This window comes from Allobosea sp. GW821-FHT10B12 (assembly GCF_059415545.1).
This window is the reverse complement of the sequence record NZ_JBWKNL010000004.1, coordinates 282,412-293,902: the sequence shown is the minus strand read 5'-3', so window position 1 is coordinate 293,902 and position 11,491 is coordinate 282,412. Positions and strand designations below refer to the sequence as shown.

General features: G+C 65.2%; 9 protein-coding genes and 1 tRNA gene. 2 read left to right on the top strand and 8 right to left on the bottom strand.

Annotation, left to right across the window (positions count from 1 at the left end; genetic code table 11):
• Nucleotides 1–24: 24 nt before the first annotated feature.
• The 6 genes from fdhE to AC07O0_RS15980 all read right to left on the bottom strand — a co-directional run bounded on the left by fdhE (nt 25) and on the right by AC07O0_RS15980 (nt 6,845).
• Nucleotides 25–945 (bottom strand): formate dehydrogenase accessory protein FdhE, encoded by a 921-nt coding sequence (gene fdhE, locus AC07O0_RS16005; protein WP_494624676.1) that lies wholly within the window; start codon nt 943–945, stop codon nt 25–27.
• Nucleotides 946–1,016: 71 nt separating this feature from the next.
• Nucleotides 1,017–1,712, bottom strand: a complete 696-nt coding sequence (locus AC07O0_RS16000; RefSeq protein ID WP_494624675.1) for a formate dehydrogenase subunit gamma — start codon at nt 1,710–1,712, stop codon at nt 1,017–1,019.
• A complete protein-coding gene (gene fdxH / locus AC07O0_RS15995) occupies nt 1,696–2,616 on the bottom strand; it encodes a formate dehydrogenase subunit beta (RefSeq protein ID WP_494624674.1) in 921 nt (306 codons plus the stop codon). Before fdxH ends, AC07O0_RS16000 begins: the two co-directional genes overlap by 17 nt.
• A 10-nt stretch (nt 2,617–2,626) precedes the next feature.
• On the bottom strand, nt 2,627–5,710 hold the full coding sequence (gene fdnG, locus AC07O0_RS15990) for a formate dehydrogenase-N subunit alpha (protein WP_494624673.1): 3,084 nt from the start codon (nt 5,708–5,710) through the stop codon (nt 2,627–2,629).
• A 468-nt stretch (nt 5,711–6,178) separates the two neighbouring features.
• Nucleotides 6,179–6,254, bottom strand: a tRNA-Ala gene (locus tag AC07O0_RS15985).
• A gap of 189 nt (nt 6,255–6,443) precedes the next feature.
• Nucleotides 6,444–6,845: a TIGR02300 family protein gene (locus AC07O0_RS15980; RefSeq protein WP_494624672.1), complete on the bottom strand. Its 402-nt coding sequence runs from the start codon at nt 6,843–6,845 to the stop codon at nt 6,444–6,446.
• 241 nt (nt 6,846–7,086) lie between these two features.
• Between AC07O0_RS15980 and cmk the strand changes: the two genes are divergently transcribed.
• Together cmk and AC07O0_RS15970 are read left to right on the top strand one after the other, a co-directional pair.
• Nucleotides 7,087–7,713, top strand: coding sequence for a (d)CMP kinase (gene cmk / locus AC07O0_RS15975; RefSeq protein ID WP_494624994.1), 627 nt, complete (start codon nt 7,087–7,089; stop codon nt 7,711–7,713).
• Between the two features lie 182 nt (nt 7,714–7,895).
• Nucleotides 7,896–8,711, top strand: a complete 816-nt coding sequence (locus AC07O0_RS15970) for a DUF1194 domain-containing protein (protein ID WP_494624671.1) — start codon at nt 7,896–7,898, stop codon at nt 8,709–8,711.
• A 9-nt stretch (nt 8,712–8,720) separates the two neighbouring features.
• On the opposite strand, the gene AC07O0_RS15965 is transcribed toward AC07O0_RS15970, so the two are convergent.
• On the bottom strand, nt 8,721–9,917 hold the full coding sequence (locus tag AC07O0_RS15965) for a multidrug effflux MFS transporter (protein ID WP_494624670.1): 1,197 nt from the start codon (nt 9,915–9,917) through the stop codon (nt 8,721–8,723).
• A gap of 69 nt (nt 9,918–9,986) precedes the next feature.
• On the bottom strand, nt 9,987–11,399 hold the full coding sequence (locus tag AC07O0_RS15960) for a sodium:proton antiporter (RefSeq protein ID WP_494624669.1): 1,413 nt from the start codon (nt 11,397–11,399) through the stop codon (nt 9,987–9,989).
• Nucleotides 11,400–11,491: the final 92 nt, after the last annotated feature.

The following is an 11,491-nucleotide window of genomic DNA, read 5'->3' as shown; positions in this document are numbered from 1 at the left end:
AGCTCCCTCCGGGAGACAGAATGGTCAATAGCCGAGCAGGAACGGGTTCACGCCGGCGCGCCGCCAGCCGGCTTCGGAAACGAGAATGTCGAGCCCCAGGCTCGCGACGTCGTCGGCCACCGCCTCGAGCTCGGGATCCTTTCGCTGGTTCAGGATCTTCACATAGGTTTTGCACTCGTCACAGGTCTCGGCCTTGATCGTGTCGGCAATGCCCTCGATCGCCTGGTAGTTGATGCCCTTGGTCGAGCCGCAGGAGACGCATTTCACCCGGACATGGTTCCATTGCGCCGCGCAGAGCGAGCACTGGACATAGCGCACGCCGTCGAGGTCCACCGTGGCGACGATGGCGCTCGTCACCGGCGGGCCGCCGCAGCAAGGGCAGACGCCGTCGGCGACCGGCTGCGGCAGCAAGGCATCGAGCCCGGCCGTGCGCTTGGCTGCGGCAACCTGAAGCGCCGCCGCCGCGAAGATATGGTCGGCGACGGTCTCGGCGGGCACCGCATCGCTGAGCACGGCCGCGAACAAGACGCGCCGACCCTCCTCGTCCGCGGTCCTGGCGCGGCCGAGCGCCTCGTGCGCGAGCTCGGGCATCGCGATCTCGTCCATCAATGCGGTCAGCTTCATGAAGCAGGCGGCAGCGGTCTCATCCTCGGCCAGATCCTCGCGCGGCACGGGCGGCATCGCATTGGCGGCGCGGCGGCGCTGCTCGTCGAGCGAAGGCAGCACGGGCACATCGACCTCGCCCACCAGCCTGTCCTGCGCCTGCGACAATGCGGCCAGGAAGCGCAGATAAGGTTCCAGCTGATGACCGGGTGCGAGCGCATTGAAGCGCATCGCGCGCAGGCCGAAGAGCGATTGCGGTTCGGGCAGGCGCAGGAAGGGCGGCTTGTCACGCTCGGCGATGCCGACATCCTCGAATGTGGCAAAGCCCTGATCTTCACTCATCAGGCACAGACCTTCCGAACCACACGGGTCACGTCGGGGACCGGAGCGGCCCTGGCCGCCTCGGCATTGCTTTACTCTGCCGGGCGCGCGTTATGCCGGCGTGGCGGCGTCTGGCGCTCGTCGATCACGCCTTCCCGCGCTTCGCCGCGCAGCCAGAGCCGATGATGGCGATAGGCCCAGCCGCCGGTCACCTTGCCTTCGGTCATCGCGCTGATCGTGCCACGCACATAGAAGCCGGCATAGATGTGGACGATCACGACGAGCAGCATCGCCACCGCCGCCAGCGCGTGGACGATATGGCCGAGGCGCTGCTGTTCGATGGTGAAGCTGGTGCCGAAATACTCGTACCAGATCATGATCCCACTCACGAACAGGACGATGATCAGCAGCGCCATCAGCCAGAAGATGATCTTCTGCGCGCCGTTATACTTGCCGATCTCCGGCAGGTTCTCCTCGCGCCCGGACATTACCTCGCCGATATGCCCCATCCATTTCGTATCGGCCTTGGTCCAGAAATTGTACCGGACCATCTGGATGAACAGGATGGTGAAGCTCGCCAGCAATACGATGCCGAGCCAGGGATGGAGCCAGCGGGTGTTCGAGCCGCCGCCGAAGAGGCTGCTCAGGAAGAACAGCGAGGGATGGAACAGCGCCGCGCCGCTGATCGCGAGCAGGATCAGCGAGATCGCGGTAATCCAGTGATTGACGCGCACGCGGCCGGGATAGCGGTCGACGGTCGTGCGCTCTTCCTCACGCCTGACGGCCACGGGCGGCCTCCTCGTCGATCAGATGCTCGGCCTCGCGGTCTTCCGCGCGGCTGACGTCGTTGCGCCTGGCCACGGTGGCGTGGACGAAGGCGAAAGCGGCGGCAAAGCCGACTGCTGCCATGCCGGCATATTTGGTCAGACCCTTCCACAGCTCGACGACCTGGCTGATCCGCGGATTCTGCGGCAGGTTGGCGTAGAGCTGCGGCTGGTCGGCATGCTGCAGCACATACATCACATGGGTGCCGCCGACGCCGGGCGGATCGTAGATGCCGGCGTTCCTGAAGCCACGCGATCTGAGGTCGGTGAGCCGGGTTTGCGCGTAGTCCAGCATGGCCTGCTTGGTGCCGAACACGATCGCGCCGGTCGGGCAGGCCTTGGCACAGGCCGGCGCCTGGCCGACCGAGACGCGGTCGGAGCAGAGCGTGCACTTGTAAGCCTTGTGGTCGGCCTGGCTGATGCGCGGAATATTGAAGGGGCAGCCCTTCACGCAATAGCCGCAGCCGATGCAGTGCTCCGAGACGAAATCGACGATGCCGTTGTTGTACTGGACGATGGCGCCGGGCGAAGGGCAGGCCTTGAGGCAGCCCGGATCGGCGCAATGCATGCAACCGTCCTTGCGGATCAGCCATTCGAGATTGCCGCTCTGCGGGTTCTCCCATTCGGTGAACCGCATCAGCGTCCAGGTGTTCGGCGTCAGATCGTGCGGGTTGTCATAGACGCCCCGGTTGATCCCGACCTCTTCGCGCAGATTGTTCCATTCGAGGCAAGCCGACTGACAGGCCTTGCAGCCGATGCATTTGGAGACGTCGATGAGCTTCGCCACCTCAAAATCGTGGCGTATGTCCGGCGGCCGGAAATTGGTGGCCGAGATGCGGGCGAAGTCCTGACTTTGCAATCCTGCCATCGCCGCCTCCCTAGCCGACCGCCGGTCCGTTGCTCGGCTCGACATTCACCAGGAACGCCTTGAATTCGGGCGTCTCGATGTTGGCGTCGCCGACGAACGGGGTGAGGCTGTTGGGGCCGAAGCCCTTCCTGGCCGCACCGGTGAAGCCCCAGTGGAGCGGGATACCGACGACATGGACGGTCTTGCCGTCGCAGATCAGCGGCTTGATGCGCTTGGTCACTACCGCCTTGGCGTGGACCACGCCGCGGGCCGAGGACACCTTCACCCAGCCGCCGGGCTGGATGTTCTTCTCCTTCGCGAGCTGCTCGCTGATCTCGACGAAGAACTCCGGCTGCAGCACCGCATTGACCCAGACATGCTTCGTCCAGAAATGGAAGTGCTCGGTGAGCCGGTAGGAGGTCGCCGCATAGGGGAACTTATCCGAAGTCCCGAGCGCCGCCAGATCGTCCTTGAAGATGCGCGCGGCCGGGTTGCCGCGGATCTTGGGGGCCAGGACGTTGACGACGGGGCTCTCGAACGGCTCGTAATGCGCCGGGAAGGGACCGTCCTTCATCATGCCGCGCGAGAACAGCCGCGCCGTGCCCTCGGGGTTCATGATGAACGGGCCGACATCGCGCGGTTTCGCGGTCGGCGCGATGTCCGGCACGTCGTAGCCGGACCAGTTGGTGCCGTTCCACTCGATCAGCTTGCGCTTGGGATCCCAGGGCTTGCCGTCGATATCGGCCGAGGCGCGATTGTAGAGGATGCGCCGGTTGGCCGGCCAGGAGAAGGCCCAGTTGGAATAGGCGCCGGTGTTGCCGGGATCGCTGGTGTCGCGACGGGCCATCATGTTGCCGCGCTCGGTCCAGCAGCCGGCGTAGATCCAGCAGCCGCAGGCGGTCGAGCCGTCGTCGCGCAGCTGGCCGAAGGTGTCGACCTGCTTGCCCTTCTCCAGCACGATCTTGGTCGGGTCGACCGGATCGTTGACGGTCGAGACGACGTAGCCGTTCAGCTCCTTGGCCATCTCGTCCGCCTGCGGATCGTCCGGATCGCGATAGGCCCAGTGGAGATTGACGATCGGATCCGGGAAGGCTCCGCCCTCCTTCTGGTAGAGCGCGCGCAGACGCTGATACAGCTGCGCCATGATCCAGGTGTCGGTCTTCGCCTCGCCTGGAGGCTCCTGGCCCGGCCAGTGCCATTGCAGCCAGCGGCCGGAGTTGACCAGCGAGCCTTCGTCCTCGGCAAAGCAGGTCGTCGGCAGCTCGAAGACCTCGGTCCGGATGCTCTCGGGCTTGACGTCGTTATGAACGCCCTCGTCCTTCCAGAACCGCGCCGTTTCGGTCTGCAGCGGGTCCATCGAGACCAGGAATTTCAGCTTCGACAGCGCCTGCGTGACCTTGCCGCGGTTCGACAGCGAGAGCAGCGGGTTGAAGCCCTGGCAGAAATAGCCGTTGACCTTGCCCTGATGCATCATGTCGAAATAGCGCAGCATGTCGTAGCCGGGCACGTCGAGCTTGGGCAGCCACTGATAGGCGAAGTCGTTCTCGGGCGTCGCCGCCTTGCCCCACATCGCCTTCAGGAAGCTCACCATGAACTTCCTGTAGTTCTGCCAATAGCTCATCTGGTTCGGCCGCAGCGGCTTGAAGCCGCGCGTCGACATGTAGGTCGAGAAATCGACCTCCTTGTCGGTCCCCAGCGTCAGATAGCCGGGGATCAGGTTCGACATCAGGCCGATATCGGTGAGACCCTGGATATTCGAGTGGCCGCGCAAGGCGTTCATGCCGCCGCCGCGCACGCCGATATTGCCCAGCAGCAGCTGCAGCATCGCCATGGAGCGGATGTTCTGCGAGCCCTTGGAATGCTGCGTCCAGCCGAGCGCGTACATCGAGGTCATGACCTTGTCGCGCGCAGAGGTCTCCGAGATCATCTTGCAGATCGCCAGGAACTTGTCCTTGGGCGTGCCGCAGATGCGCTCGACCATCTCCGGCGTATAGGCCGCGATGTGCCGCTTCAGGAGTTGGTAGACGCAACGCGGATGCTGCAGCGTCTCGTCGACCTGGACATAGCCATCCGGACCGAGCTCGTACTCCCAGCTCGAGCGGTCATAGTCGCGCTTGGCCTCGTCATAGCCGGTGAACAGACCGTCCTGATAGCCGAAGCCTTCCTTCACGATATAGGGCGCGTTGGTGAAGGTGCGCACATAGTCGTGCTGGATCTTGTCGTTGTCGATGCAGTACTTCATCGCCCCGAGCAGGAAGGCGATGTCGGTGCCCTGTCGGATCGGCGCATAGAAATCGGCAACAGCGGCCGAGCGCGTGAAGCGCGGATCGACGACGATCAGCTTGGCGCCACGCTGGGCCTTCGCCTCGGTGACCCATTTGAAGCCGCACGGATGCGCTTCAGCGGCGTTGCCGCCCATGATGACGACGAGGTCGGTGTTCTTGATGTCCGTCCAGGAGTTGGTCATCGCACCGCGACCGAATGTTGGGGCCAGACTGGCCACCGTCGGTCCGTGTCAAACGCGCGCCTGGTTGTCGAACGCCAAGACCCCGAGGCTTCGGACCACCTTGTAGGTCAGGAAGGCGGTCTCGTTGGTCGTCGCCGAAGCCGCCAGGAAACCCGTGGTCAGCCAGCGGTTGACGGTCACCCCGTCCTGGTTGGTCGCGACGAAGTTCTTGTCGCGATCGTCCTTCATCAATCGGGCGATGCGATCGAGCGCCTCGTTCCAGCTGATGCGGCGGAACTCACGCTCGCCGGGGCCGCGATATTGCGGGAACTTGGTGCGCGTCTCGGAATGGACGAAGTCGAGCAGCGCCGCGCCCTTGGGGCAGAGCGTGCCGCGATTGGTCGGATGATCCGGATCGCCTTCGATATGGACGACGGCGGAATGGGCGTTCTTGGACTTGTCGCCCAGGCTGTACATGATGACGCCGCAGGCGACGGAGCAGTACGGGCAGGTGTTCCGCGTCTCGGTGGTCTGAGCCAGCTTGAACGGGCGGACCGCCTGGGCGAGTGCTTCTTCCGGCCCGCCGAAGCCGAGTGCAGCGATGGCCGAGCCGGCTAGTCCGGCTCCTCCCCCTGCTAAAAATTGGCGGCGTGATAGCTCTTTCAGCATCTCATACCTCCCAGAGGGCGCATGTCGCCATTCTCTTAGTTTGGAATAGTGAAACTCTAGGAGTTTGGCGTCAAGACAACACTTTGGTCGACACTGCGGATCCATGTACGGGGTGCGCTTCAGTGCCGCAGCCGTAATATTGCACTGCAACAGAAAATGTATTGCCGGGCTCGTGGCCTTGGCAAGCAGACCTCGCAGTCTTGGCGTGCTGCGCCCAGTGCTGCAGAGGCTCAGCGAATATTCGACCCAGCGTAGGATTATATCCGGAAGCGTCTGCCGAGATATCGAGTTCGCATTGCTGCAGGCCGGATCGGCAATCGATTCGCGGCTACACTCATGACGCGACCGGCGCGCTCAACACATCCCATTACAGATCTTCGCGCCTCTTCCCGGCGCTCCTGCCAGATCAGTGGCGCACCAAGGCGTTGCAATCACGCGATGCTGGGGGATTAACGACCTGGAGAGATTTGGTGGAGCCAGGCGGAATCGAACCGCCGACCTCTTGAATGCCATTCAAGCGCTCTCCCAACTGAGCTATGGCCCCACTCTGCCGACCTTCTTGGGGAAAGGCCGGGAAATCGTCACAGTCCGAAAGCTCTTTCGAGCCGGTCCGCGCTCGTCGCCGCAGCGACGAAGCGCTCTATAGGCAAGCTTGCGCCAAGACACAAGCACTGATGTCACGTTCCTGTCGCGCTTTTTTCAGGAGCGCAATCCGACGCGATTCTGGCGCCGCTCAGGCGTCCTCGTCGCCCTCGATGTCGCCATCGATCAGGTCGGAAACGTCGTCGTCACCTTCCTCGTCCTCTTCCAGGAAGGTGTCGTCGTCATCGCCGGCGACGCCGTCATCCTCGATCTCGATGTCCTCGTCGCTGGTGACCACAGGCTCCTTCTCGGAGGCCTCCGCATCGGCGTCGTCGAGCGAGACGAGCTCGACCGCGCCATCGGCGGCCTCCGTCTCATCCTCGTCATCGGCAGGCTTGGGTGCCGGCGCGGCAGCCTTGGCCTGCGGCTCGAACAGCGAGCGCGGGTAGGACTGGCCGGTATAGGGCGAGACGATCGGATCCTTGTCGAGATCGTAGAATTTGCGGCCCGTGACCGGGCAAACGCGCTTGGTACCAAGTTCCGGTTTCGCCACGGCGTCGGACCTTCAAGTTCGGACAGGGTTCGTAAAAAGCAGGGGCGTCCGTTAGTCGGGCGAAGCGTCGCTGTCAAATCCTGATTTAGCCATCGCACAAGCCTGCGACATCAACTGCAAAACCGCTTCGCATCGGCGCGCCCGGTGCTTTAGAAGTTTGCCTCGACTTGAGCGCCGACGAAAGACGAGATCCGTGCCCGTAACCCAGCCGATAGCCTCCCCGAGCCAGAGGGCAAACCGGCTGGTGATCGCCGTCGATGGGCCGGCGGCCTCCGGCAAGGGCACGCTGGCGCGACGGCTCGCAAGCCATTACGGCCTGCCCTATCTCGACACCGGCCTGCTCTATCGCATGGTCGCCCGCACCATGCTCGATGCCGGCGAGCCGCTCGACGACGCCGAGGCCGCCGCCGCAAGCGCCGCGGGCTTCGACGATGCGGCCATCGACGAATCACGGCTGCGCGGCCGCGAGATCGGCGAGGCTGCTTCGGTGGTGGCGGCGATTCCTGCCGTCAGGCGCGCACTGATCGACCGGCAGCGCCGCTTCGCCGCGACGGATGCCGGAGCCGTGCTCGACGGGCGCGATATCGGCACCGTGATCTGCCCGGACGCTACGGTGAAACTTTTCGTTACCGCGACTCCGGAAGTCCGCGCTGCCCGCCGACACAGGGAACTGGCGGGCCGGGGAGAGGCGGCGACGCTGGACGGCATCCTCGCCGATATCCGCCGCCGCGACGCCCGGGACAGCGGCCGTGGCGATGCGCCGCTCAAGGCGGCTGAGGATGCGGTGCAGCTCGACACCTCCGCGCTTGGCGTCGAGGAAGCCTTCCAGGCCGCGCTCGCCATCGTCGAGGATCGCAGGCGCGGCTAGCCCTGCCGGACCACCGGTTTATCCGGAGCGCTGCTCACTTTTCAGGCTGATACTCCCGCTTTCGTGCTTTGCACGAATCGAAACTGGGCGCAGACTTCAGTGACATTCGTTTGAAGCCTGCCTTCGCCCGAAACCCGTCTTCTTTCGGCGTCACGCTTCGACGACAGATGACGGAGGTTTCGATGCGGCCCTGGCTGTTCGGTCTCTTGAGTCTTGCCGCCGCCGGCCTATGGCCTGCCTCGGCGCCCGACGCACAGCAGGCGGCTGCGCCGCCCGAGGAGGTCGACGTCGCCCTCGTGCTGGCCGTCGACGTCTCCTATTCGATGGATCTCGACGAGCTCGCTTTGCAGCGCAACGGCTATATCGAGGCGTTCCGCTCGAAGCAGTTGCACGAGGCCATCGCCAAGGGCGCGATCGGCAAGATCGCCGTCACCTATTTCGAATGGGCCGGCGGCGACTTCCAGCACATCGTCAGGCCCTGGACCATCATCGAGACGCCGCAATCGGCAATCGCCTTTGCGGAGGAACTCGGCGAGGCGCCGACCCGGCGCGGCCGGCGTACCTCGATCTCAGGCGCGATCGATCTCGCCGTCTCTCTGCTCGAGGCGAGCAATGTCACGCCGATGCGCCGCGTCATCGACATTTCCGGCGACGGCGCCAACAACGACGGCCGCCCGGTGACGGTCGCGCGCGACGCCGCCCGCGACAAGGGCATCTCCATCAACGGTCTGCCGGTGATGCTGAAACAGGCGAGCTATTTCGACATCGACAATCTCGACGTCTACTACGAGGAGTGCGTCGTCACCGGCGTCGGCGCCTTCGTCATCCCGATCCGCGAGCGCCATCAGTTCGTCGATGCGACCCGCACCAAGCTTGTGCGCGAGATCGCCGAGATACCGGCAGGGCCGGAAGCGCTGATCCAGAAGGCGCAAGCCAAGGCGCAACGCGTCTCCTGCATGCAGGGCGAGCGGCAATGGCGCGACCGGATGGGGAACTGAACGGCGCCGTCAGGTCTTGCCGGCGCGAATTGCCCGGCTGGCGTGGAAGAGAATCAGCGTCGTCACGCCGATCACCGACATCACCAGCGGCATGGGCAGCGCACCACCCTTGAGCAGATGGCCGACGAGCAGGCCGACGCAGGCCGCGAGCAGCATCTGGCAGAGCCCCGTAAGGGACGAGGCCGCTCCGGCCCGTTCGGGAAAGGGCATCATCGCCGAGGCCTGCGCCTGCGGCATGGTCAGACCGACGCCGCAGGCATAGAGCGCCATCGGCGCGACGACGCCAACCGGGCCGCCGAAGCCGGTGGCGACACCGGCCAGCATGGCCAATCCCCCAGCCGCGAGGCAGACGACACCGAGCGCGATGACGCCGTCGAGGCCGCGGCGGCCGACCAGGCGCTGCGCGATGATGGTGCCGAGGATGAAGCCGAGCACGGCGCAGCCGAAGGACAGGCCATAGGCCGGCGCCGACAGGCCGTAGACGCCCATCAGCACGTAGGAGGAGCCGGAGATGAAAGCGAAGAGCCCGGCATAGGCGAGCGAGGTCAGCGCGACATAGACCCGGTAGGCGCGGTTGCGCAGCAGCAGCCGGTAGCCACGCAGGATCGCCGGCAGCGACAGGCCGTCCGGCGAGCGCTGGCGCAGCGTCTCCGGCATGATCGTCGCGATGATCGCGAGCATGGCGAGCGCGAAGACGAGCGAGGCGAGAAAGGTCGAGCGCCAGCCGAAGGCGTTCTGCAGCACGCCGCCGAGCACGGGCGCGATCGCCGGCACCAGCCCCATGATCATGCCCATCCGCGCGAGCTCGCGGCCGGCGCGCGGTCCCTCATAGAGGTCGCGCACCATGGCGCGGCCGAGCACGATCGGCCCGGAGGCGCCGAGCGCCTGGGCGAAGCGGGTGCCGATCAGCGCCTCGATCGAGGGCGCGAAGGCGCAGGCGAGCGTGGTCGCGATGAACAGGCCAAGGCCGATCATCAGCACCGGCCGGCGGCCGAGTCGGTCCGAGAGCGGCCCCCAGATGATCTGGCCGGCGGCATAGCCGAACAGGAAGGCGGAGAGTGTCGCCTGCGCTCCGGCGAAGTCCGTGCCCATCACCCGCGCGATCTCGGGCAGCGAGGGCAGATAGAAATCGGTCGAGAGCGGGCCAAGCGCCGTCAGCATGGCGAGGACGGCGGTCATCGCCAGCGTGTCGGGGCGCAGGGGCATCGGCTCTTCCTTCGGACGCCGCCGGTTTATGTCGCCACCGTCAGCCTGTCGAGGCGGTGGCTCGGACGGTCAGCGGAAGAAGATCAGCGTCTGCAGCAGGAAGAGTGGGATCAGGATCGCGCCCGACCAGAGCATGTAGCCGAAGAAGCTCGGCATCGCGACCTTCCGGTCCTTGGCGATGGCGTAGACCATGAAGTTCGGGGCGTTGCCGATATAGGAGTTGGCACCCATGAAGACGGCGCCGGCCGAGATCGCGGTCAGCGTCAGCGCCCCGGTCGTCATCAGCGCCTTGGGATCGCCGCCGGCAAGTTCGAAGAAGACGAGATAGGTCGGAGCATTGTCGAGGAAGGAGGAAAGCGCGCCGGTCAGCCAGAAATAGGCGGTGTTGTTGGCACTGCCGTCGGCATTGCTGACGAGCGCGACGAGCGGGGCGAAGGCGCCGTTGCGTCCGGCCTGGAGCATGGCCAACACCGGGATGATGCAGGCGAAGATGCCGGCGAAGAGTTTTGCGACTTCCTTGATCGGCCCCCAGCTGAATTCGTTGCCGGCCCGCACCGGCTTCGGCGTCAGGACGAGCGACAGGCCTGCCAGCACGAGCAGGACAAGGTCGCGCGCCAGGTTCTGCCATTCGACGGCGATGCCATGGATGGTGAAGGCGACACCCGGCTTCCAGCTCGCCGACATCAGGATGGCGAGGATGACGCCAACGAGCAGGAGCAGATTGACCTTGCCGAAGAGCTTGATGGCGCGATCCGGCGTCGGGTCGCGCAGCGGCGGAAAGCCCTCCTCCTTGCGGAAGAACCAGCTGTCGAGCGCGTAGAACACGGCGAGCAGGATCACGACCGCGGTCAGCGTCTCCGGCAAAAGATGCGTCGTCGTCCAGAAGAAGGAGACGCCGCGCAGGAAGCCGAGGAAGAGCGGGGGATCGCCGAGCGGAGTCAGCGATCCCCCGATATTCGAGACCAGAAAGATGAAGAAGACGACGACATGGACATTGAAGCGCCGGTCGTCATTCGCCCGCAGGACCGGGCGGATCATGATGATCGAGGCGCCGGTGGTGCCGACGAAACTCGCCATCAGCGTCCCGATCGCAAGCAGCACCGTATTGGTCGCCGGCGTGCCATGCAGGTTGCCGGTGATCAGGATGCCGCCGGCGATGGTGAACAGCGCGAAGAGCAGGATGATGAAGGGGATGTAATCGAGCAGGCCCGTGTGCAGCAGCGCGCCGAGCGCCGGGTCGACGCCGCGGAACAGAACGAGGGGCACGACGACCAGGACGGCCCAGAAGGCGGCGAACTTGCCGTAGTTCAGCTCCCAGAAATGCGGGAACAGCACCGGCCCGAGCGCGATCGAGAGCAGCATGCCGGCGAAGGGCAATGCCCAGGCGACGCCCATCGTCGTGCCGCCGATGTCGCCGGCGGCGAAGGCGGCCTCAGGGAAAAGGACGAACAGGAGCGCCGCGCCGGCGAGCTTCGTCAGCATGAAAATCGGCCCTTCCCCCGCCCGCTTGCCGCGGGACGTCGTCGTCACCCCATCGCTGCGACGGTTATATCAAGGCTATGGGAGCGGCAACC

Excerpts from the sequence above, each read along its gene's own strand:
- fdhE (WP_494624676.1), bottom strand. The coding sequence starts at position 945 with ATGAGTGAAGATCAGGGCTTTGCCACATTCGAGGATGTCGGCATCGCC.
- AC07O0_RS15970 (WP_494624671.1), top strand. The coding sequence starts at position 7,896 with ATGCGGCCCTGGCTGTTCGGTCTCTTGAGTCTTGCCGCCGCCGGCCTA.
- AC07O0_RS15965 (WP_494624670.1), bottom strand. The coding sequence starts at position 9,917 with ATGCCCCTGCGCCCCGACACGCTGGCGATGACCGCCGTCCTCGCCATG.
- AC07O0_RS15960 (WP_494624669.1), bottom strand. The coding sequence starts at position 11,399 with ATGCTGACGAAGCTCGCCGGCGCGGCGCTCCTGTTCGTCCTTTTCCCT.
- fdxH (WP_494624674.1), bottom strand. The coding sequence starts at position 2,616 with ATGGCAGGATTGCAAAGTCAGGACTTCGCCCGCATCTCGGCCACCAAT.